The sequence below is a fragment of the Streptomyces sp. NPDC091271 genome, from assembly GCF_044757505.1.
Lineage (GTDB): Bacteria > Actinomycetota > Actinomycetes > Streptomycetales > Streptomycetaceae > Streptomyces.
The window spans coordinates 386059-407880 of sequence record NZ_JBIVVD010000008.1; the positions used below are offsets into that span (position 1 = coordinate 386059).

19 protein-coding genes are annotated in these 21822 nt (G+C 71.5%); 16 read left to right on the forward strand and 3 right to left on the reverse strand.

Annotation, left to right across the window (positions count from 1 at the left end; all coding sequences use genetic code 11):
• Window position 1: 1 nt before the first annotated feature.
• The 12 genes from ACIQM3_RS31630 to ACIQM3_RS31685 all read left to right on the forward strand — a co-directional run bounded on the left by ACIQM3_RS31630 (window position 2) and on the right by ACIQM3_RS31685 (window position 15041).
• Complete coding sequence (locus ACIQM3_RS31630; protein ID WP_401630408.1) at window positions 2-1288, forward strand: dihydroorotase; 1287 nt, start codon at window positions 2-4, stop codon at window positions 1286-1288.
• A complete protein-coding gene (locus tag ACIQM3_RS31635) occupies window positions 1285-1899 on the forward strand; it encodes a hypothetical protein (protein ID WP_401630410.1) in 615 nt (204 codons plus the stop codon). Before ACIQM3_RS31630 ends, ACIQM3_RS31635 begins: the two co-directional genes overlap by 4 nt.
• Complete coding sequence (carA, locus tag ACIQM3_RS31640) at window positions 1896-3038, forward strand: glutamine-hydrolyzing carbamoyl-phosphate synthase small subunit (protein ID WP_401630412.1); 1143 nt, start codon at window positions 1896-1898, stop codon at window positions 3036-3038. Before ACIQM3_RS31635 ends, carA begins: the two co-directional genes overlap by 4 nt.
• The gene (carB, locus tag ACIQM3_RS31645) at window positions 3031-6339 is read left to right on the forward strand and encodes a carbamoyl-phosphate synthase large subunit (RefSeq protein WP_401630414.1); all 3309 of its coding nucleotides are present in this window, start codon (window positions 3031-3033) and stop codon (window positions 6337-6339) included. Before carA ends, carB begins: the two co-directional genes overlap by 8 nt.
• A gap of 56 nt (window positions 6340-6395) precedes the next feature.
• A complete protein-coding gene (locus ACIQM3_RS31650) occupies window positions 6396-7505 on the forward strand; it encodes a quinone-dependent dihydroorotate dehydrogenase (RefSeq protein ID WP_401630416.1) in 1110 nt (369 codons plus the stop codon).
• Complete coding sequence (gene pyrF, locus ACIQM3_RS31655) at window positions 7502-8341, forward strand: orotidine-5'-phosphate decarboxylase (protein WP_401630418.1); 840 nt, start codon at window positions 7502-7504, stop codon at window positions 8339-8341. Before ACIQM3_RS31650 ends, pyrF begins: the two co-directional genes overlap by 4 nt.
• 244 nt (window positions 8342-8585) lie before the next feature.
• A complete protein-coding gene (locus tag ACIQM3_RS31660) occupies window positions 8586-8909 on the forward strand; it encodes an integration host factor (RefSeq protein ID WP_014157387.1) in 324 nt (107 codons plus the stop codon).
• 38 nt (window positions 8910-8947) lie between these two features.
• Window positions 8948-9565 carry a guanylate kinase gene (gene gmk, locus ACIQM3_RS31665; RefSeq protein WP_104790425.1) on the forward strand — a complete coding sequence of 206 codons (618 nt, stop codon included), beginning with the start codon at window positions 8948-8950 and terminating at the stop codon, window positions 9563-9565.
• Window positions 9566-9664: 99 nt separating this feature from the next.
• Window positions 9665-9937, forward strand: coding sequence for a DNA-directed RNA polymerase subunit omega (gene rpoZ / locus ACIQM3_RS31670; RefSeq protein WP_003970369.1), 273 nt, complete (start codon window positions 9665-9667; stop codon window positions 9935-9937).
• A 190-nt stretch (window positions 9938-10127) separates the two neighbouring features.
• On the forward strand, window positions 10128-11330 hold the full coding sequence (gene coaBC / locus ACIQM3_RS31675) for a bifunctional phosphopantothenoylcysteine decarboxylase/phosphopantothenate--cysteine ligase CoaBC (RefSeq protein WP_401630420.1): 1203 nt from the start codon (window positions 10128-10130) through the stop codon (window positions 11328-11330).
• 238 nt (window positions 11331-11568) lie between these two features.
• Complete coding sequence (gene metK / locus ACIQM3_RS31680) at window positions 11569-12777, forward strand: methionine adenosyltransferase (protein ID WP_401630422.1); 1209 nt, start codon at window positions 11569-11571, stop codon at window positions 12775-12777.
• Between the two features lie 119 nt (window positions 12778-12896).
• A complete protein-coding gene (locus ACIQM3_RS31685; protein WP_401630424.1) occupies window positions 12897-15041 on the forward strand; it encodes a primosomal protein N' in 2145 nt (714 codons plus the stop codon).
• A 75-nt stretch (window positions 15042-15116) separates the two neighbouring features.
• Here the strand turns inward: ACIQM3_RS31685 and ACIQM3_RS31690 are convergent, their stop codons facing one another.
• Window positions 15117-15629 carry a hypothetical protein gene (locus ACIQM3_RS31690; protein ID WP_401630426.1) on the reverse strand — a complete coding sequence of 171 codons (513 nt, stop codon included), beginning with the start codon at window positions 15627-15629 and terminating at the stop codon, window positions 15117-15119.
• A 259-nt stretch (window positions 15630-15888) separates the two neighbouring features.
• Here ACIQM3_RS31690 and fmt point away from each other — a divergent pair, with 259 nt between their 5' ends.
• The gene (fmt, locus tag ACIQM3_RS31695; protein ID WP_401630428.1) at window positions 15889-16821 is read left to right on the forward strand and encodes a methionyl-tRNA formyltransferase; all 933 of its coding nucleotides are present in this window, start codon (window positions 15889-15891) and stop codon (window positions 16819-16821) included.
• Window positions 16822-16899: 78 nt separating this feature from the next.
• Window positions 16900-18333, forward strand: a complete 1434-nt coding sequence (locus tag ACIQM3_RS31700) for an RsmB/NOP family class I SAM-dependent RNA methyltransferase (protein ID WP_401630430.1) — start codon at window positions 16900-16902, stop codon at window positions 18331-18333.
• A gap of 65 nt (window positions 18334-18398) precedes the next feature.
• On the opposite strand, the gene ACIQM3_RS31705 is transcribed toward ACIQM3_RS31700, so the two are convergent.
• Window positions 18399-18599 carry a hypothetical protein gene (locus tag ACIQM3_RS31705; RefSeq protein ID WP_401630432.1) on the reverse strand — a complete coding sequence of 67 codons (201 nt, stop codon included), beginning with the start codon at window positions 18597-18599 and terminating at the stop codon, window positions 18399-18401.
• A 198-nt stretch (window positions 18600-18797) separates the two neighbouring features.
• On the opposite strand from ACIQM3_RS31705, the gene rpe reads away from it, so the two are divergent.
• Both rpe and ACIQM3_RS31715 read left to right on the forward strand, forming a co-directional pair.
• Window positions 18798-19481 carry a ribulose-phosphate 3-epimerase gene (gene rpe / locus ACIQM3_RS31710; RefSeq protein ID WP_401630434.1) on the forward strand — a complete coding sequence of 228 codons (684 nt, stop codon included), beginning with the start codon at window positions 18798-18800 and terminating at the stop codon, window positions 19479-19481.
• Window positions 19482-19619: 138 nt separating this feature from the next.
• Window positions 19620-20606, forward strand: coding sequence for a sugar-binding domain-containing protein (locus tag ACIQM3_RS31715; protein WP_362929676.1), 987 nt, complete (start codon window positions 19620-19622; stop codon window positions 20604-20606).
• Window positions 20607-20664: 58 nt separating this feature from the next.
• Here the strand turns inward: ACIQM3_RS31715 and ACIQM3_RS31720 are convergent, their stop codons facing one another.
• Window positions 20665-21717 carry a terpene cyclase gene (locus ACIQM3_RS31720; protein ID WP_401630436.1) on the reverse strand — a complete coding sequence of 351 codons (1053 nt, stop codon included), beginning with the start codon at window positions 21715-21717 and terminating at the stop codon, window positions 20665-20667.
• Between the last annotated feature and the right edge of the window lie 105 nt (window positions 21718-21822).

The window sequence follows — 21822 nt, forward strand, 5'->3', positions numbered from 1 at the left end:
CATGAGCAAGATCCTGATCCGCGGTGCGAAGGTCCTCGGCGGCGAGCCGCTGGACGTCCTCATCGACGGCGAGACCGTCGCGGAGACCGGCACCGGCATCGAGGCGGGCGACGCCACCGTGATCGAGGCGGCAGGCCGGATCCTGCTGCCCGGCCTCGTCGACCTGCACACCCACCTGCGCGAGCCCGGCCGCGAGGACTCCGAGACCGTCCTCACCGGCACCAAGGCGGCCGCGGTCGGCGGCTTCACCGCCGTCCACGCCATGGCCAACACCTTCCCCGTAGCCGACACCGCCGGCGTCGTCGAGCAGGTCTGGCGGCTCGGCAGGGAGTCCGGCTACTGCGACGTGCAGCCCGTCGGCGCCGTCACCGTCGGCCTGGAGGGCAAGCAGCTCGCCGAGCTCGGCGCCATGCACGACTCCGCCGCCGGGGTGAAGGTCTTCTCCGACGACGGCAAGTGCGTCGACGACGCCGTGATCATGCGCCGCGCGCTGGAGTACGTGAAGGCCTTCGACGGTGTCGTCGCCCAGCACGCCCAGGAGCCCCGCCTCACCGAGGGCGCCCAGATGAACGAGGGCGTCGTCTCGGCCGAGCTCGGCCTCGGCGGCTGGCCCGCCGTCGCCGAGGAGTCGATCATCGCGCGCGACGTCCTCCTCGCCGCCCACGTCGGCTCCCGGGTCCACATCTGCCACCTGTCGACCGCCGGCTCCGTGGAGATCATCCGCTGGGCCAAGTCCAAGGGCTGGAACGTCACCGCCGAGGTCACCCCGCACCACCTGCTCCTCACCGACGAACTCGTACGGACCTACAACCCGGTCTACAAGGTGAACCCGCCGCTGCGCACCGAGGCCGACGTCATGGCCCTGCGCGAGGCCCTCGCCGACGGCACCATCGACTGCGTGGCCACCGACCACGCGCCGCACCCGCACGAGGACAAGGACTGCGAGTGGGCCGCCGCCGCCATGGGCATGGTGGGCCTGGAGACCGCGCTCTCCGTGGTCCAGCAGACGATGGTGGACACCGGTCTCCTCGACTGGGCGGGCGTCGCCGACCGCATGTCGTTCCGCCCTGCGGCCATCGGCAGGCTCGAAGGACACGGCCGGCCCGTCTCGGCGGGTGAGCCCGCCAACCTCACCCTGGTCGATCCGGCATACCGTGGAGCTGTGGACCCCGCGGGCTTCGCCTCCCGCAGCCGCAACACTCCGTACGAGGGTCGCGAGCTGCCCGGCCGAGTGACCCACACCTTCCTGCGGGGCCGTGCCACGGTCGTCGACGGGAAGCTCGCGTGACATCACTCAACCCCCTCCACCAGCTGGCCGCCGAAGAGAAGTCGGCCGAAGTGACGGACTGGTCCGCCCGCATCAGCTGGGTCCTCGGACTGGTCGTCCTCATCGCCTTCGTCTACTGGCTGATGCGCCAGGGATGGAAGTGGCGGGGGAGCCTGCAGTCCGGCCTGCCCGAGCTCACGACCACCCCCGACGGGTTCGCGGACGGCGAGAAGCTGCTCACGCTCACCGGCCGCTACCACGCCTCGACGACCGCCGGGCAGTGGCTCGACCGGATCGTGGCGCACGGCCTCGGCACCCGCAGCCGGGTCGAGCTCACCCTCACCGCGCAGGGCCTGGACGTCGTACGCCCCGGGGCGGCCGACTTCTTCGTACCGGCCGCCGCGCTGCGCGAGGCCAGGCTCGACAAGGCGCTCGCCGGCAAGGTCCTGCCCGAGGGCGGCCTCCTGGTCATCACCTGGGAGCACGGCGACCGGCTGATCGACTCCGGCTTCCGCTCCGACCACGCGGCCGAGCACCAGGCGTGGGTCGACGCCGTCAATCACCTCACCGGCCCAGCCGGTGACCACCTCACCAGCACCACCACCAGCACGACGGAAGGCACCGCACGATGACGATCTCCACCCGGGGAGCCGGAAAGGCTCCCGCCGTACTCGTGCTGGAGGACGGCCGCTCCTTCCGCGGCCGCGCCTACGGGGCCGTGGGGGAGACCTTCGGCGAGGCCGTGTTCTCCACCGGCATGACCGGATACCAGGAGACGCTGACCGACCCCTCGTACCACCGCCAGGTCGTCGTCATGACCGCCCCGCACGTCGGCAACACCGGCGTGAACGACGAGGACCCCGAGTCCAAGCGGATCTGGGTCTCCGGCTACGTCGTCCGCGACCCCGCGCGCGTGCCCTCGAACTGGCGCTCCCGCCGGACGCTGGACGAGGAGCTCGCGAGCCAGGGCGTCGTCGGCATCAGCGGCATCGACACCCGCGCGCTCACCCGCCATCTGCGGGAGCGCGGCGCGATGCGCGTCGGCATCTTCTCCGGCAACGCCGTCCAGGACGAGGGCGTGCTGCTCGCCAAGGTTCGCCAGGCCCCCGAGATGAGCGGAGCCGACCTCGCGGCCGAGGTCGCCACCAAGGAGGCGTACGTCGTCCCCGCCGTCGGCACCAAGAAGTTCACGGTCGCGGCGATCGACCTCGGCATCAAGGGCATGACCCCGAACCGCATGGCCGAGCGCGGCATCGAGGTGCACGTCCTGCCCGCCACCGCCACCCTCGACGAGGTGTACGCGGTGAAGCCCGACGGAGTCTTCTTCTCCAACGGCCCCGGCGACCCGTCCACCGCCGACCACCCCGTCGCCCTCATGCGGGGCGTCCTGGAGCGGAAGACCCCGCTCTTCGGCATCTGCTTCGGCAACCAGATCCTGGGCCGCTCACTCGGCTTCGGCACCTACAAGCTGAAGTACGGCCACCGGGGCATCAACCAGCCCGTGCAGGACCGCACGACCGGCAAGGTCGAGGTCACCGCGCACAACCACGGCTTCGCCGTCGACGCGCCCCTCGACAAGGTCTCGGACACGGCGTTCGGCCGCGCCGAGGTCTCCCACGTATGCCTGAACGACCAGGTCGTCGAAGGCCTCCAGCTGCTCGACCAGCCGGCCTTCAGCGTCCAGTACCACCCCGAAGCAGCCGCGGGCCCGCACGACGCCGCGTATCTCTTCGACCGTTTCGTCACCCTGATGGAGGGCCCGCGTGCCTAAGCGCTCCGATATCCAGTCCGTCCTGGTCATCGGCTCCGGTCCGATCGTCATCGGGCAGGCAGCCGAGTTCGACTACTCCGGCACCCAGGCCTGCCGCGTGCTCAAGGCCGAGGGCCTGCGCGTCATCCTGGTGAACTCCAACCCGGCGACGATCATGACCGACCCGGAGATCGCCGACGCCACGTACGTCGAGCCGATCACCCCCGAGTTCGTCGAGAAGATCATCGCCAAGGAGCGCCCCGACACGCTGCTCCCGACCCTGGGCGGCCAGACCGCGCTCAACACCGCGATCTCCATGCACGAGAACGGTGTCCTGGAGAAGTACGGCGTCGAGCTCATCGGCGCCAACGTCGAGGCCATCAACAAGGGCGAGGACCGCGACCTCTTCAAGGGAGTCGTCGAAGCCGTCAAGGCGAAGATCGGTTACGGCGAGTCCGCCCGCTCCGTCATCTGCCACACGATGGACGACGTCATCGCCGGCGTCGACACCCTCGGCGGCTACCCCGTAGTCGTCCGCCCCTCCTTCACCATGGGCGGCGCCGGCTCCGGCTTCGCCCACGACGAGGAGGAGCTGCGCCGCATCGCCGGACAGGGCCTCACGCTCTCGCCGACCACCGAGGTGCTCCTGGAGGAGTCCATCCTCGGCTGGAAGGAGTACGAGCTGGAGCTGATGCGCGACAAGAACGACAACGTCGTGGTCGTCTGCTCCATCGAGAACTTCGACCCGATGGGCGTCCACACCGGTGACTCGATCACCGTCGCCCCCTCGATGACGCTCACCGACCGTGAGTACCAGCGGCTGCGTGACATCGGCATCGCGATCATCCGCGAGGTCGGCGTCGACACCGGCGGCTGCAACATCCAGTTCGCGATCGACCCGGTCGACGGCCGGATCATCGTGATCGAGATGAACCCGCGCGTCTCCCGCTCCTCGGCGCTCGCCTCGAAGGCCACCGGCTTCCCGATCGCCAAGATCGCCGCCAAGCTGGCCGTCGGCTACACGCTCGACGAGATCCCCAACGACATCACCGAGAAGACGCCGGCCTCCTTCGAGCCGACCCTCGACTACGTCGTCGTCAAGGCCCCGCGCTTCGCCTTCGAGAAGTTCCCGTCCGCCGACTCCACCCTCACCACCACCATGAAGTCGGTGGGCGAGGCCATGGCGATCGGCCGTAACTTCACCGAGGCCCTCCAGAAGGCCCTGCGCTCCCTGGAGAAGAAGGGCTCGCAGTTCGCCTTCACCGGGGAGCCCGGCGACAAGGACGAGCTGCTCGCCGAGGCCGTCCGCCCCACCGACGGCCGCATCAACACCGTGATGCAGGCGATCCGCGCCGGCGCCACCCAGGAAGAGGTCTTCGACGCCACGAAGATCGACCCCTGGTTCGTCGACCAGCTCTTCCTGATCAAGGAGATCGCCGACGAGCTGGCCGCCGCCGAGCGCCTCGACACCGACCTCCTCGCCGAGGCCAAGCGGCACGGCTTCTCCGACACGCAGATCGGCGAGATCCGCGGCCTGCGCGAGGACGTCGTGCGGGAGGTCCGGCACGCGCTGGGGATCCGCCCGGTCTACAAGACGGTCGACACCTGTGCCGCCGAGTTCGCCGCGAAGACGCCGTACTTCTACTCCTCCTACGACGAGGAGAGCGAGGTCGCGCCGCGCGCAAAGCCCGCGGTGATCATCCTCGGCTCCGGCCCGAACCGCATCGGCCAGGGCATCGAGTTCGACTACTCCTGCGTCCACGCCTCCTTCGCCCTGAGCGACGCGGGCTACGAGACGGTGATGGTCAACTGCAACCCGGAGACCGTCTCCACGGACTACGACACCTCCGACCGGCTCTACTTCGAGCCGCTCACCCTCGAGGACGTCCTGGAGATCGTGCACGCCGAGTCGCTGGCCGGCCCGATCGCCGGTGTCATCGTGCAGCTCGGCGGCCAGACCCCGCTGGGCCTGGCGCAGGCGCTCAAGGACAACGGCGTGCCGGTCGTGGGGACGTCCCCCGAGGCCATCCACGCCGCCGAGGACCGCGGCGCCTTCGGCCGGGTGCTCGCCGAGGCCGGACTGCCGGCCCCGAAGCACGGCACCGCCACCACCTTCTCCGAGGCCAAGGCCATCGCCGACGAGATCGGCTACCCCGTCCTCGTGCGCCCGTCGTACGTGCTCGGCGGACGCGGCATGGAGATCGTCTACGACGAGACCCGGCTGTCCTCCTACATCTCCGAGTCCACCGAGATCAGCCCCACCCGGCCGGTCCTGGTCGACCGCTTCCTCGACGACGCGATCGAGATCGACGTCGACGCGCTCTACGACGGCACCGAGCTCTACCTCGGCGGCGTCATGGAGCACATCGAGGAGGCCGGTATCCACTCCGGCGACTCCGCCTGCGCGCTGCCCCCGATCACGCTCGGCGGCTACGACATCAAGCGGCTGCGGACCTCCACCGAGGGCATCGCCAAGGGCGTCGGCGTCCGCGGGCTGATCAACATCCAGTTCGCGCTCTCCGGCGACATCCTCTACGTCCTCGAAGCCAACCCGCGCGCCTCGCGGACCGTGCCCTTCACGTCGAAGGCGACCGCGGTCCCGCTCGCGAAGGCCGCCGCCCGCATCTCGCTGGGCGCGACCGTCGCGGAGCTGCGCGAGGAGGGTCTGCTGCCGAAGCACGGTGACGGCGGGACCCTGCCGCTCGACGCGCCGATCTCCGTCAAGGAGGCCGTCATGCCGTGGTCGCGCTTCCGCGACATCCAGGGCCGCGGCGTCGACACGGTCCTCGGCCCGGAGATGCGCTCCACCGGCGAGGTCATGGGCATCGACTCCGTCTTCGGCACGGCGTACGCCAAGTCACAGGCCGGCGCCTACGGACCGCTGCCCACCAAGGGCCGGGCCTTCATCTCGGTCGCCAACCGCGACAAGCGCACGATGATCTTCCCGGCCCGGGAACTGGTCGCCCACGGCTTCGAGCTGATGGCCACCTCCGGCACGGCCGAGGTCCTCAAGCGCAACGGGATCAACGCAACGGTCGTGCGCAAGCTCTCCGAGGGCGAGGGCCCCGACGGCGAGAAGACCATCGTCCAGCTGATCCACGACGGTGAGGTCGACCTCATCGTCAACACCCCGTACGGAACCGGCGGCCGGCTCGACGGCTACGAGATCCGCACCGCGGCCGTGGCCCGGTCCGTGCCGTGCCTCACCACGGTCCAGGCGCTCGCCGCCGCCGTCCAGGGCATCGACGCGCTGAACCACGGCGGCGTCGGCGTACGTTCCCTCCAGGAACACGCGGAACATCTGACCGCGGCCCGCGACTAGGAAGCCCAGCAGGGGGACACCGGAAACGGTGTCCCCCTCTTCATGAGGACACCGTGATGTACAAACTCTTCTTCCAGCTGGTCTTCAAGCGGATGGACCCGGAGCAGGCGCATCACCTCGCCTTCCGCTGGATCCGCCTCGCCGCCCGCACCCCGGTCCTGCGCACCTTCGTCGCCGCCGCGCTCGCCCCCCGCCACGAGGAGCTGCGCACCGAGGCCCTCGGCCTGCGGATGCACGGCCCGTTCGGGCTCGCCGCCGGCTTCGACAAGAACGCGATCGCCATCGACGGCATGTCCATGCTCGGCTTCGACCACATCGAGATCGGCACGGTCACCGGCGAGCCGCAGCCCGGCAACCCGAAGAAGCGGCTGTTCCGCCTCGTCGCGGACCGGGCGCTGATCAACCGCATGGGCTTCAACAACGAGGGCTCGGCGGCCGTGGCCGAGCGCCTCGCCGCCCGCACCCCGGTCTTCCGTACGACCGTCGGTGTCAACATCGGCAAGACCAAGGTCGTCCCCGAGGACGAGGCCGTGGGCGACTACGTGAAGTCCACCGAGCGGCTGGCCGCCCACGCCGACTACCTCGTCGTGAACGTCTCCTCGCCCAACACGCCCGGACTGCGCAACCTCCAGGCCACCGAGGCGCTCCGCCCGCTGCTCACCGCCGTGCGCGAGGCCGCCGACCGCACCGTCACCGGCCGGCGGGTCCCGCTGCTCGTCAAGATCGCCCCGGACCTCGCGGACGAGGACGTCGACGCCGTCGCCGACCTCGCCGTCGAGCTGGGTCTGGACGGCATCATCGCCACCAACACCACCATCGCCCGCGAGGGTCTCGGCCTGAGGTCGGACGCGTCCCTGGTCAAGGAGACCGGCGGACTCTCCGGCGCGCCCCTCAAGGAGCGCTCCCTGGAGGTCCTGAGCCGCCTGTACGCCCGTGTGGGGACCCGGATCACCCTGGTGGGCGTCGGGGGCATCGAGAACGCCGAGGATGCCTGGCAGCGCATCCTGGCCGGTGCCACGCTCGTCCAGGGCTACAGCGCCTTCATCTACGAGGGCCCGTTCTACGCCCGCGCGGTCCACAAGGGCCTGGCCGCCCGCCTGGCCGCATCCCCGTACGCCACCCTCGCGGAAGCCGTCGGCGCCGAGACACGGAAGGTCATGCAGTGACCCTTGAACCCTTCGGCGCGCGGCTGCGCCACGCCATGGACACCCGCGGGCCGCTCTGCGTCGGCATCGACCCGCACTCCTCCCTGCTCACCTCCTGGGGCCTGAACGACGACGTCGCGGGCCTGGAGCGTTTCACCCGCACGGTCGTCGAGGCACTGGCCGACCGGGTCGCCGTGCTCAAACCGCAGTCCGCGTTCTTCGAGCGCTTCGGATCGCGCGGGATCGCCGTCCTGGAGAAGGCCGTCGAAGAGGCCCGCGCGGCGGGGGCACTCGTGCTGATGGACGCCAAGCGCGGTGACATCGGATCGACCATGGGGGCCTACGCGGCCACCTACCTCGACAAGGACTCGCCGCTCTTCTCCGACGCGGTCACCGTCTCGCCGTACCTCGGCTTCGGTTCGCTGCGCCCCGCGCTGGAGGCCGCCGAGATCTCCGGCGCGGGAGTCTTCGTGCTCGCCCTCACCTCCAACCCGGAGGGCGCGGAGGTCCAGCGGGCCACCGCCGCGGACGGGCGGCCGCTGGCCCAGGTGATGCTCGACCACATGGCCGCCGAGAACGCGGGGGCGGCGCCGCTCGGCTCCATCGGCGCGGTGGTCGGTGCCACGCTCGGGGACGCGGGTGTGGATCTGGCGATCAACGGGCCGCTGCTCGCTCCCGGCATCGGCGCCCAGGGCGCGACCCCCGCGGATCTGCCCGGCGTGTTCGGCGCCTCGGTGGGCAACGTGGTGCCGAGCGTGAGCCGGGGCGTGCTCCGCCACGGGCCGGACGCGTCAGGGCTGCGCGAAGCCGCCGGACGGTTCGCGGACGAGGTCCGTACGGCCGTCTCGGAAAGCTGACCATGCCACGTAACAGCCTGTTGACGGAATTCTGACCAGAATTCCGGGTTGTTATGGCCGAAATGTCCGGGTCAGTTGAGGCTGACCAGGACTTTTCCGCTGTTCTCGCTGACTGAGGCGGCCTTGGCCGCTAGTCTCCGTCGAGAGCCAACGAGCACTCGTTGTTCGTTGCTCACCAGGTGTGGTGCCACCAGGTTCCTCACCGGTCCGTATCCGACAGATCGACATCCGAGGTGACGTAGGCGTGGCTCTTCCGCCCCTTACCCCTGAACAGCGCGCAGCCGCGCTCGAAAAGGCCGCCGCGGCTCGCCGGGAGCGGGCCGAGGTCAAGAATCGACTCAAGCACTCCGGCGCCTCGCTCCACGAGGTCATCAAGCAGGGCCAGGAGAACGACGTCATCGGCAAGATGAAGGTCTCCGCCCTTCTCGAGTCCCTGCCCGGCGTGGGCAAGGTCCGCGCCAAGCAGATCATGGAGCGTCTCGGTATCTCCGAGAGCCGCCGTGTCCGGGGTCTTGGCTCCAACCAGATCGCATCCTTGGAGCGTGAGTTCGGCGGCAGCGCCGCCTGACGTTCTCAGGCACTCCTGAGAACCTGGATAATCGCCCCATGGCTGCAACATCCCGGGGGACGTCCCCCGTACCCCCGGACGTACGTCCGCGGCTGACCGTGCTCTCCGGCCCCTCAGGGGTCGGCAAGAGCACGGTCGTCGCTCATATGCGCAAGGTTCACCCCGAGGTCTGGCTCTCGGTGTCCGCGACGACCCGTAAGCCACGCCCCGGTGAGCGCAACGGCGTCCACTACTTCTTCGTGGACGACGAGGAGTTCGACAAGCTGATCGCCAACGGCGAACTGCTTGAGTGGGCCGAGTTCGCCGGCAACCGGTACGGCACGCCGCGCCGGGCCGTGCTCGACCGCCTGGAGGCGGGCGAGCCGGTGCTGCTGGAGATCGACCTCCAGGGTGCCCGGCTGGTCCGCCAGTCGATGCCCGAGGCGCAGCTCGTCTTCCTGGCGCCGCCCGGCTGGGACGAGCTGGTGCGCCGGCTCACCGGCCGCGGAACGGAGTCGCAGGAAGTGATCGAGCGCAGGCTCGCCGCGGCGAAGGTCGAACTGGCCGCCGAGGCGGAGTTCGACACCACGCTCGTCAACACCTCGGTCGAGGACGTGGCACGCGAGCTGCTAACGTTGATGCTGCAGGCTTCCGGCCTCCGTGGTAGCGACGACTGACCCACCTGTCCTCACCGTCCACGGACGCAGAGCATCACCACTGCGGAACCAGCATGATCAAAGATCTCTTTGATCTCTATCCCCTTCGGAAGGCAGAGAGTGTCCTCTTCCATCACCACGCCCGAGGGCATCATCAACCCGCCGATTGATGAGCTCCTCGAGGCCACCGACTCGAAGTACAGCCTTGTGATCTACGCCGCCAAGCGCGCGCGCCAGATCAACGCGTACTACTCGCAGCTCGGTGAAGGCCTCCTCGAGTACGTCGGTCCGCTCGTCGACACCCACGTGCACGAGAAGCCGCTCTCGATCGCGCTCCGCGAGATCAACGCGGGCCTGCTGACCTCCGAGGCCATCGAGGGCCCCGCGCAGTAAGCAGGCGGCAGGAAACGCACCTTCACCACAGGCCCGGCGGTCGGTATCCGTCGGGCCTGTGGTGTGTCCCGCGCCACCCACGGGATCCGCCGTACCCGCCGGACCGCGTCCGGGGCGGTGAGGCAGCATGGGGTGCGTACGTCACGAGGCCGCACGCGAGTGCGCGGAGACACGAGTGCGGGGAGACGCAGTGGAGAAGCCGAGGGTCGTCCTGGGGGTCAGCGGAGGCATCGCCGCGTACAAGGCGTGCGAGCTGCTGCGCAGGCTGACCGAGTCCGGCCACGACGTACGGGTCGTCCCGACCGACGCGTCGCTGAACTTCGTCGGGGCGGCCACCTGGTCGGCCCTCTCCGGAAACCCCGTGTCGACCGAGGTCTGGGAGAGCGTGCACGAGGTGCCGCACGTGCGGATCGGCCAGGGGGCCGACCTCGTCGTGGTGGCCCCCGCCACCGCCGACATGCTCGCCAAGGCCGCCCACGGCCTCGCCGACGACCTCCTCACCAACACTCTGCTCACCGCGCGCTGTCCGGTCGTCTTCGCGCCCGCGATGCACACCGAGATGTGGGAGCACCCCGCCACCCAGGAGAACGTCGCCACCCTGCGCCGCCGCGGCGCCGTCGTCATCGAGCCCGCCGTCGGCCGGCTCACCGGCGTGGACACGGGCAAGGGCCGGCTGCCGGACCCGGGGGAGATCTTCGAGGTCTGCCGACGCGTCCTGGCCCGGGGCGTCGGCACCCCCGACCTGGCGGGCCGGCACGTGGTGATCAGCGCGGGCGGCACGCGTGAGCCGCTGGACCCGGTGCGCTACCTGGGCAACCGCTCCTCGGGCAAGCAGGGCTACGCCCTGGCCCGCACCGCCGTCGCCCGTGGCGCCCGGGTCACGCTGATCGAGGCGAACACCGGGCTGCCCGACCCCGCGGGCGCCGACGTCGTGCGCGCCGGGACCGCCGTACAACTGCGCGAGGCCGTGCTGAAGGCGGCGGCCGACGCAGACGTGGTGGTGATGGCCGCGGCCGTCGCCGACTTCCGGCCCGCCGCCTACGCGACCGGGAAGATCAAGAAGAAGGACGGCCAGGAGCCGGCCCCCGTCGCACTCGTCCGCAATCCGGACATCCTCGCCGAGGTCGCCGCCGACCGTGCCCGGGAGGGGCAGCTCGTCGTCGGATTCGCCGCGGAGACCGACGACGTCCTCCGTAACGGCCGCGAGAAGCTCCGCCGCAAGGGCTGTGACCTCCTCGTCGTGAACGAGGTGGGGGAGCGCAAGACCTTCGGGTCGGAGGAGAACGAAGCGGTCGTGCTCGGCGCCGACGGTGGCGAGACCCCCGTGCCGTACGGGCCGAAGGAAGCGCTTGCCGACACGGTTTGGGACCTGGTGACCGCGCGTTTCGACTAGATTGCACACACGCCGTCGCGGCGGAGAATCTCATGACATTCGGCCATATCTCGCACCCGGAAGGAGGGATTGTCGTACCGCTGTCAACAGTGCCGCAGGTCACAGACCTCCCAAGGGGCGAGACATGTGCCCCAATCACCGGAAGCGACCGATAAACTGGTCGACGGAATGTGCCGGGCGCAGCTCCCGGAGTTCCGACAATGATCAGCCAGCAGCCGCTGCAACCCCAGGGAGCGATGTGTCCCGCCGTCTCTTCACCTCGGAGTCCGTAACCGAGGGCCACCCCGACAAGATCGCTGACCAGATCAGCGACACGATTCTCGACGCCCTCCTGCGTGAGGACCCCTCCTCGCGCGTCGCCGTCGAGACCTTGATCACCACCGGTCTGGTGCATGTCGCGGGTGAGGTCACGACCAAGGCCTACGCCGACATCCCCAACCTCGTGCGCAACAAGGTGCTGGAGATCGGCTACGACTCCTCCAAGAAGGGCTTCGACGGAGCCTCCTGCGGCGTCTCGGTGTCCATCGGGGCGCAGTCCCCGGACATCGCCCAGGGCGTCGACACCGCGTACGAGAAGCGGGTCGAGGGCGACGAGGACGAGCTCGACAAGCAGGGCGCGGGCGACCAGGGGCTGATGTTCGGCTACGCCTGCGACGAGACGCCCGAGCTGATGCCTCTGCCGATCCACCTCGCGCACCGGCTGTCGCGCCGGCTCTCCGAGGTCCGCAAGAACGGGACCATCCCGTACCTGCGCCCCGACGGCAAGACCCAGGTCACCATCGAGTACGACGGCGACAAGGCCGTCCGCCTCGACACGGTCGTCGTCTCCTCGCAGCACGCCTCGGACATCGACCTGGACTCGCTGCTCGCGCCCGACATCCGCGAGTTCGTCGTCGAGCACGTCCTCAACCAGCTCATCGAGGACGGCATCAAGCTGGACACCGACGGCTACCGTCTCCTGGTGAACCCGACGGGACGCTTCGAGATCGGCGGCCCGATGGGCGACGCCGGCCTCACCGGCCGCAAGATCATCATCGACACCTACGGCGGCATGGCCCGCCACGGCGGTGGCGCGTTCTCCGGCAAGGACCCGTCCAAGGTCGACCGCTCGGCCGCGTACGCCATGCGCTGGGTCGCCAAGAACGTCGTGGCGGCCGGACTCGCCACCCGCTGCGAGGTCCAGGTCGCCTACGCGATCGGCAAGGCCGAGCCGGTGGGCCTGTTCGTCGAGACCTTCGGCACCGCCGCGGTCGACACGGAGAAGATCGAGCACGCGATCGGTGAGGTCTTCGACCTCCGCCCGGCCGCGATCATCCGCGACCTCGACCTGCTCCGCCCGATCTACGCCCAGACCGCGGCGTACGGGCACTTCGGCCGCGAGCTCCCCGACTTCACCTGGGAGCGCACCGACCGCGTGGACGCGCTGCGCCGGGCGGCGGGGATCTAGCACCGCTTGCCGTCCTGCACGACGGGGGCCCGGACACCGTACGAGGTGTCCGGGCCTCCGCGCGTGCGGCCCTTCCGGGCCGCCGGGGCGTGTCAGTGGTGTCTGGTAGGAATGTGGCTGTGAGCAGCGACGACGAGCGGTCCGACGAGCCCGGGTCCGGGGCACCGGAGCAGCTTGCGCTCATCCGGGAGACGGTGCGCCGGGCCAAGGTGCCGCGTGCCAAGCCGCGGACCTGGCGGGGTGCCCCGCTCGCCGAGAAGCTCCCGGTCGCCCGCGTCCTGGTGAACAAGGGCGCACTCCATCTCGACCAGTACTTCGACTACGCCGTCCCCGAGGAGCTCGACGCGGACGCGCAGCCCGGTGTCCGGGTGAGGGTGCGGTTCGGGGCCGGAGGACGTCAGGTGCGCGGCGGGCGACGCGAGGGCGGCGGGCTGATCGACGGCTTCCTGATCGAGCGCAGGGATTCGTCGGACTACCAGGGGGCCCTGGCGGCCCTCGCCTACGTCGTCTCGCCCGAGCCGGTGCTCGGACCGGAGCTGCTCGAGCTCTCGCGGGCCGTCGCCGACCGTTACGCCGGAAGCCTCGCGGACGTGCTTCAGCTCGCGGTGCCGCCGAGGAACGGCCGCGCCGAGTCCAAGCCCTCCCCCGATCCGCTGCCGCCGCCTCCCGCCCCGTCGCCCGGCACCTGGGAGCGGTACACCCAGGGCCCCGGATTCCTGCGGGCGCTGGCCGAGGGCGGGGCGCCCCGGGCCGTCTGGACCGCGCTGCCCGGACCGCACTGGCCCGAGGAGATCGCCCGCGCGATGGCCGCCACCCTGGCCTCGGGCCGGGGCGCGCTCGTGGTCGTACCGGACGGGCGGAGTGCCGGGCGGGTCGACGCCGCGCTCACCGCGGTGCTGGGGGAGGGGCGCCACGCGCTGCTGACCGCCGACTCCGGACCGGAGAAGCGCTACCGCCAGTGGCTGGCCGTCCGGCGCGGCTCCGTGCGCGCGGTGGTCGGGACCAGGGCCGCGATGTTCGCCCCGGTCGCCGACCTGGGCCTGGTGGCCCTCTGGGACGACGGAGACTCCAGCCACAGCGACGACAACGCCCCCTTCGCGCACGTCAGGGAAGTCCTGGAGCTGCGGGCGGCGCACGGCCGCTGCGCGTTCCTGCTCGGCGCCACGAGCTGCACGGTCGAGGCCGCCCAGCTGGTCGAGAGCGGCTGGGCGCTGCCCCTGCGAGCGGACCGGGACCAGCTGCGGGCCGCGGCCCCCCTCGTGCGTACCGTCGGCGACGGGGAGCTCGCGCGGGACGGCGCCGCCCGCTCCGCGCGGCTGCCCAGCCTGGCCTGGCAGACCGTACGGGACGGTCTGCGCAACGGCCCCGTGCTCGTCCAGGTGCCGCGCCGGGGCTACGCGCCCAGGCTGGCCTGCGAGCGCTGCCGCGAACCCGCCCGGTGCAGGCACTGCGCGGGGCCGCTGCAGGCACCCGACCAGCAGGATCTCAACTGCGCCTGGTGCGGGCGGGCCGAGACGGCCTGGAGCTGCGCCGCCTGCGGCGGCGTCCGGCTGCGGGCGCAGATCGTCGGCGCCCGCAGGACCGCCGAGGAGCTGGGGCGGGCGTTTCCCGCCGTCCCGGTGCGGACGTCCGGGCGGGACCATGTGCTGGACTCCGTGCCCGGTCAGCCCGCCCTGGTGGTCAGCACCCCCGGGGCGGAGCCGGTGGCCGAGGGCGGCTACGCGGCGGCGCTGCTGCTGGACGGCTGGGCGATGGTCGGCCGGCCCGACCTGCGGGCGGGCGAGGAGGCTCTGCGGCGCTGGACGGCCGCCGCCGCACTGGTCCGGGGGCAGCCGGAGGGCGGCACGGTGGTGATTGTGGCGGAGCCGACCCTGCGGCCCGTGCAGGCCCTGGTCCGCTGGGACCCGGTCGGTCACGCCCGACGTGAGCTCGCCGAACGCGCCGAGCTCGGCTTCCCGCCGGTGTCCCGGATGGCCTCGGTGACCGGCCCGCCGGAAGCGGTGGCCGCCTACCTCGCCGGAGCGGACCTGCCGGCCGAGGCGGAGGTGCTCGGCCCGGTCCCCGTGCCGGCCGCCACCCCCGGCAGGCCCCGCCGGCAGGGGGACGCACCCACCGGCGAGACCTGGGACCGTGCGCTGGTCCGGGTCCCGCCGGGGCGGGGAGCGGCGCTGGCGGCCGCCCTGAAGACGGCGCTGGCGGCGCGGACGGCCAAGGGCACCGGAGAACCCGTACGGATCAGGATCGATCCGCCGGACATCGGCTGAGGCGGCCGGGACGGGGCGGAGGTGGCGCCCGGCCGGGACGGGGCGGAGGTGCCGCCCCGCCTTCTGCGCCGTCCGTCAGCCGTTGCGCGGCCCGGGGAAGGCGCCCGGGCGGTCCGACGGCTGCGGCGGCATGGAGCGGGCCGTGGGCACGGTCGGCAGCACGGAGGAAGAACCCGGCGTCGCGGGCACCGCACGGGTCGCGTTCTCGGAGGCGACCTCCGCCGACCCGGGCTGCGGGGTCGTGCGGCGAGCGCCGTAACGCCGGTGCACCGCCTGCTTCGTGACCCCGAGGGCGGAACCCACCGCGTCCCACGAGAAGCCCAGTGAGCGGTCGAAGTCCACCGCCGCGGTGACCAGCGTCTCGACGCTGTCCCGCAGTTCCTGGGCGAGCCTGACCGTCGGGGCCGGCGCCCTGCCGTAGACGACGAAGCCCGCGGACGGGCCGGAGCGGCGCGGACGGTAGACGTTGCCCAGCTGCGCAGTGAGGGTACGCAGTGCGTCCACCTGCCGCCGGACCCGCTCGATGTCCCGCACCAACAGGTGCAGACTGGCACGCGCTTGGGCGTCGTGGGTTGCGTGGTCGGCCATGAACAAGCCTCTCGAACCGGCGTTGAAAGGGATCGGACCGCGCGGCGGCGGCCCACTTCGGTCAATCTCACTTGACCAACGCGTCACCCGGCCATGTGGTCACGCAATAGGGGCGTATGTGCATATGCGCGGGGCGCGCGGACCTGCGTACGCCCCCCGCCGGCCGGCCCGGGGAGGCCGGGCGGGACCAGGGGGTGACCCCCTAGACTGGTGTGCTGCTCGCCACGTACGTTCCGGCCCGAGAGGCAGTCCGCCACCCATGAAGCTCGTCTTCGCAGGCACCCCCGAGGTCGCCGTTCCCGCTCTGGACGCCCTGATCGCCTCCGACCGCCATGAGGTGGCCGCCGTGGTGACCCGCCCCGACGCCCCGGCCGGGCGGGGCCGCCGGCTGGTCGCCAGCCCGGTCGCCGAACGCGCCGAGGAGGCGGGCATCGAGGTGCTCAAGCCCGCCAGGCCGCGCGACGAGGACTTCCTGGCGCGGCTGCGCGAGATCGCACCGGACTGCTGCCCCGTCGTCGCGTACGGCGCCCTGCTGCCCAAGATCGCGCTCGACGTGCCTGCCAGGGGCTGGGTCAATCTGCACTTCTCGCTGCTGCCCGCCTGGCGCGGGGCCGCGCCCGTGCAGCACTCGGTGATGGCCGGCGACGAGGTCACCGGCGCGTCGACCTTCCTGATCGAGGAGGGGCTGGACTCCGGACCGGTCTACGGCGTCCTCACCGAGGAGGTCCGGCCCACCGACACCAGCGGAGACCTGCTCACCCGGCTGGCCTTCGCCGGCGCGGGGCTGCTCGCGGCGACCATGGACGGCATCGAGGACGGCACCCTGCACGCCGTACCGCAGCCCGCGGAGGGCGTCACCCTCGCACCCAAGATCACCGTCGAGGACGCCCAGGTGCGGTGGTCCGCCCCCGCTCTCAGGGTCGACCGCGTCGTGCGCGGCTGCACCCCCGCGCCGGGGGCATGGACGCTCTTCCGCGGGGAGCGCCTCAAGCTGGTCCAGGCGGCGCCCGTCCTGGACCGTACCGATCTCGCCCCCGGCGAGTTGTCCGCGGGCAAGAACAACGTGTACGTGGGCACCGGCTCGCACGCCGTCGAGCTCCTCTGGGTCCAGCCGCAGGGCAAGAAGCCGATGCGGGCCGCCGACTGGGCCCGCGGCGTACGCATCGCCCACGGGGAGCTCCTGGGGCTCTGAGGCCTCGGGGCAGGGGGCGGGCCCGGCGACGTACGCTGGACGGGTTCGTCCCCTCACCATCAGCGGAGCACCTTTCACGTGAACGACCAGCAGCGTCGCCGTCCCTCCACACCGCACCGGCGTCCCAAGAAGGACCCGGTCCGGTTCCTCGCCTTCGAGGTGCTCAGGGCCGTCGACGAGCGCGACGCCTACGCCAACCTCGTCCTTCCCCCGCTGCTGAAGAAGGCGCGCGCCAAGGGCGACTTCGAGGGCCGGGACGCGGCGCTGGCGACCGAGCTGGTCTACGGGACGCTGCGCCGGCAGGGCACCTACGACGCGATCGTCGCCGCCTGCATCGACCGGCCGCTGCGCGAGGTCGACCCGCCCGTGCTCGACGTGCTCAACATGGGTGTCCACCAGCTGCTCGGCACCCGCATCCCCACCCACGCCGCCGTCTCCGCCAGTGTGGAGCTGGCCCGGGTGGTGCTGGGCGAGGGCCGCGCCAAGTTCGTCAACGCCGTGCTGCGCAAGGTCTCCGCGCACGACCTCGACGGATGGGTGGAGCGCGTCGCGCCCGCGTACGACGAGGACGCCGAGGAACACCTCTCCGTCGTCCACTCGCACCCCCGGTGGATCGTGTCCGCCCTCTGGGACGCCCTGGGCGGCGGCCGCGCCGGGATCGAGGACCTGCTGGAGGCCGACAACGAACGGCCCGAGGTGACGCTAATCGCCCGTCCCGGCCGCTCGACCACCGAGGAGCTGCTGGACGCCCTCGGTGAGGAGAGCGGGCTTCCCGGCCGCTGGTCGCCGTACGCCGTGCGGATGGCCGAGGGCGGCGAGCCCGGCGCCCTGGCCGCCGTGCGGGACGGCAGCGCCGGTGTGCAGGACGAGGGCAGCCAGCTCGTCGCCACCGCCCTGGCCAACGCCCCCGTCGAGGGCGACGACACCCGGTGGCTGGACGGCTGCGCCGGCCCTGGCGGCAAGGCCGCGCTGCTGGCGGCGCTCGCCGCCGGACGCGGCGCCACCCTCCTCGCCGCGGAGAAGCAGCCGCACCGTGCCCGGCTCGTCGAGCGCTCACTGGCCGGCAATCCGGGGCCGTACCAGGTGATCACCGCCGACGGCACCCGGCCGCCGTGGCGGCCCGGTTCCTTCGACCGGGTCCTCATGGACGTCCCCTGCTCCGGCCTCGGCGCGCTGCGCAGGCGTCCGGAGTCCCGCTGGCGGCGCCGCGCGGAGGACCTGGAGGGCTTCGCCCCCCTGCAACGCGGTCTGCTGCGCGAGGCGTTGAAGGCCGTACGGGTCGGCGGGGTCGTCGGTTACGCGACCTGCTCACCGCACCTCGCGGAGACCAGGATCGTCGTCGAGGACGTGCTCAAGGGGCGCGGCGGGGAACCGTTCGAGGCGGAGTGGGTCGACGCGCGACCGCTGCTGCCCGGAGTCCCCGCCCTCGGGGACGGGCCCGACATCCAGCTGTGGCCGCACCTGCACGGCACCGACGCGATGTACCTCGCGCTGCTGCGCCGCACGGGCTGACCGGACCCGGCGGTTCAGCGGGCAGCGTCGCGTATGGCCGCTCCGATCTCGGCGTGCGGCGCGGCTTACCCAGGCAGCCCCCGCAGTCCGTCCAGGTCGCCATTTCCGGTGCGGGGCAGGGGAATCGGGATGTCCAGGGCGTCCGTACCCGGCCCGGCGCCCAGGACGACCGCTCGGGCACCGAGGAAGGCGGCCCCGTCCACGCTGTGCGTGACGAAGACCGAGGTGATCCCCGTCCGGCCCACGGACAAAGTTCTGAGGATCAAGCCGGCCCACCCGAGCGGCGGCCGGGAGGCGGGCGGACGACTCCGCACGGTTCTGGAAGCGCTCAGCCGCTGCCGGGCCGGTCGCTCCGCCCGCCGGGCCCGCCGAAAAGCCGCGAATGCGCGAACCGTGATGATCCCGTGAGGCTTTGAGGCGCACCGAGGCGGGGAAGTGGCGCCGGGCATGGCAGGCTTGGGTGCATGGCCCAGATCAACCCCAGCATCCTGTCCGCCGACTTCGCCCGTCTCGCCGAGGAGGCGAAGGCCGTGGAAGGCGCCGACTGGCTCCATGTAGATGTCATGGACAACCATTTCGTGCCCAATCTGACCCTCGGCGTGCCCATCGTGGAGGCGCTGAGCAAGGCGACGGACACCCCGCTGGACTGCCATCTGATGATCGAGGACGCTGACCGGTGGGCTCCGCAGTACGTCGAGGCCGGTGCGGGCTCGGTCACCTTCCACGCGGAGGCCGCCGCGGCGCCCGTGAGGCTGGCCCGGGAGATCAGGGCGAAGGGCGCCCGCGCCTCCATGGCGCTCAAGCCCGCGACACCCATCGAGCCGTACGAGGACCTGCTCCCCGAGCTCGACATGCTGCTGATCATGACGGTGGAGCCCGGCTTCGGCGGCCAGGCGTTCCTGGACATCATGCTGCCGAAGATCCGCCGTACGCGTGAGCTGATCTCCAAGCACGGTCTGGAGCTGTGGCTCCAGGTCGACGGCGGCGTCTCGGCCTCCACCATCGAGCGGTGCGCCGAGGCCGGCGCGGATGTGTTCGTCGCCGGCTCGGCGGTGTACGGGGCCGAGGACCCGGCCGAGGCGGTGCGCGCGCTGCGTGCACAGGCGGACACGGTCACGGCTTCCGCACCCTGGGCATGCGGCCACTGAACCAACCTCGGATGAACGCGGCCCGACGGGTCTGATCAGGCATCGCCGCATCTGACAGGATGAACGGTGTATCAGCGTGTGAACAGCAGTGAGGAGATCGCGGTGTCTGGCATCTCGGCGGGTCGGTCAGCCATGCGGATGGGACCCGCGGAGCTGGTGCAGGCGGCGGCCATGGCTCGCCGGTTCTACCTCGAGGGAAAGTCGAAGATCCAGATCGCCGAGGAGTTCGGCGTCAGCCGCTTCAAGGTGGCCCGGGTCCTGGAGACAGCCCTCGAGCGTGATCTCGTACGGATCGAGATCCGGGTACCGGCGGAGCTGGACGCGGAGCGCTCCGACGCGCTCCGGGCCCGCTACGGCCTGCGGCACGCCGTCGTGGTCGAGTCTCCCGCGGAGGAGCAGGACGACGCCGCCGATCCGGAGAATCTGGGTGAGGTGGCGGCTGAGCTGCTCGGCGAGCTGGTGAACGAGGGCGATGTGCTGGGCCTGGCCTGGGGCCGCTCCACCATCCACATGGCGGCGGCCCTCGACCGGCTGCCCCCGTGCACGGTCGTGCAGCTGACCGGTGTCTACGACGCGGGTACGGCCGAGCGCGGCTCGGTCGAGGCGGTCCGCCGTGCCGCGCAGGTGTCCGGCGGCGAGGCGCACCCGATCTACGCCCCGATGCTGCTGCCCGATCCGGCGACGGCGGCCGCGCTGCGCCACCAGACGGGTATCGCCCGCGCATTCGAGTACTTCGACAAGGTGACGGTCGCCGCGGTCTCCATCGGATCCTGGGAGCCCGGCATCTCCACCGTCCACGACATGCTCTCGGACGAGGAGCGGGCCCACTACGCCTCGCTCGGTGTGGCGGCGGAGATGTCCGCCCACCTCTTCGACGCGAACGGTCGCCGGGTCGGCCGGGACCTCGGCGAGCGGTGCATCACCGTGGAGGCCGACCGGCTGCGCCGGATCCCCGAGGTGGTGGCCATCGCCGGAGGACAGCGGAAGGCGGCGGCTATCGGTGCGGTGCTGCGCTCGGGGCTGGTCACCAGCCTCGTCACGGACACCGCCGCCGCCGACTACCTCCTTACGGAGTTCGCCGCGGGACAGCGCCCGGCGCTGGAGCGGGCCGACCCCGACGACTGACGGAGGACATGACGGAGGCCGGGCACCGTGTGGTGCCCGGCCTCCGTCATGTCCGGCCTCAGCCGCCCTCGCCCGCGCCCAGCCGCGCGTGGTCCGGGCTCACACCGAGCACGGACTCCTCCAGGTAGGCCCCGGGCTCGGCGTACTGGCTGACGTCCGCCGGGTTGTAGCGAGGGGTCTGCCGCGACCAGTCCAGATTTCCGCGCATCCAGCTCCGCATCCCGTCGAGATAGGGCACGAGCAGGCCCGCCAGTTCCGGATGGAGGCCGAGCAGCTCGGCCTCCGCGGCGAGGAAGCGTCTCGTCTCGTCGGCTATCTCCGCGCACACGTGCTCCAGCGCCTGGCGCTCACCGTAGCCGCGGTGGTGCCGGACCAGATGCACGAGATTGTGGATCTCGCCCAGCACCTGTTCCTTCTCGTAGGAATAGACGTCGTTCGCCCAGCACACGACGTTGCAGGCGGCTTCGAGCGCCGTGATGAACCGGGCGTCGTTGTGGATCGACTCGGGCGCCCCGATGCCGGCCACGATCTCTATCAGGTCCATGCACACATGGATGGCCCCGGTGTGCCGGCGCTTGGCGATGTACGTCGCCTCGGACGGCACGACCCCGTCGGCGCGGTTCCCCGCCTCCCAGGTGGTGGCGGTCGTCAGATACGTCATGAGGTGCCAGGTGAAGCGGGCACGCCAGTGCGGGGAGGCCCTCGGGATCGTACGTTCCCACAGGTCGGCCAGGGCGACGAGCGCGGCGGGGGCCTCCTCGTCCGGCAGGGGCCCGGGAGCCCCGCCCTCGATCACGGCGCGCATCCGCTCCACCACGTCGCGTACGCGTTCGGGGCTGCGGCCCAGGTGCCCGTCGTCCAGCTGGTCGTCGACGAGGAAGAGCCAGACGAACCAGTCGGCGACCAGGTCGAGGTGCTCGCTGTCGGCCGTGGGGTGGACCATGCCCACGAAGGCGCCGAAGTCGGCCTGCTCGAACCGCTTCCTGGCCGATTCCCGGTGCACCAGACCCGTGCGCCGCGTCCAGGCGTCGAGGTGCTCACGGGTGTGGGCCACGTGCGGATTGCTCCGCTGGGGGAACGGGCAGTAGATGTCGGGCAGTTCGCTCTCCACAGGCAGATCCCCATCCTCTCCGGCCAAACGCGTGGCAGGTGTTCCGGATTCGTGGGCGGTGTCGCGCCTACCGCATGGACCTGCGAATTTGAAGCTACCTGACCC

Coding starts and splice junctions, on each gene's coding strand:
- rpe (WP_401630434.1), top strand. CDS start 18,798: ATGGCCCAGATCAACCCCAGCATCCTGTCCGCCGACTTCGCCCGTCTC.
- ACIQM3_RS31650 (WP_401630416.1), top strand. CDS start 6,396: ATGTACAAACTCTTCTTCCAGCTGGTCTTCAAGCGGATGGACCCGGAG.
- ACIQM3_RS31630 (WP_401630408.1), top strand. CDS start 2: ATGAGCAAGATCCTGATCCGCGGTGCGAAGGTCCTCGGCGGCGAGCCG.
- fmt (WP_401630428.1), top strand. CDS start 15,889: ATGAAGCTCGTCTTCGCAGGCACCCCCGAGGTCGCCGTTCCCGCTCTG.
- ACIQM3_RS31690 (WP_401630426.1), bottom strand. CDS start 15,629: ATGGCCGACCACGCAACCCACGACGCCCAAGCGCGTGCCAGTCTGCAC.
- ACIQM3_RS31715 (WP_362929676.1), top strand. CDS start 19,620: ATGGGACCCGCGGAGCTGGTGCAGGCGGCGGCCATGGCTCGCCGGTTC.
- carA (WP_401630412.1), top strand. CDS start 1,896: ATGACGATCTCCACCCGGGGAGCCGGAAAGGCTCCCGCCGTACTCGTG.
- gmk (WP_104790425.1), top strand. CDS start 8,948: ATGGCTGCAACATCCCGGGGGACGTCCCCCGTACCCCCGGACGTACGT.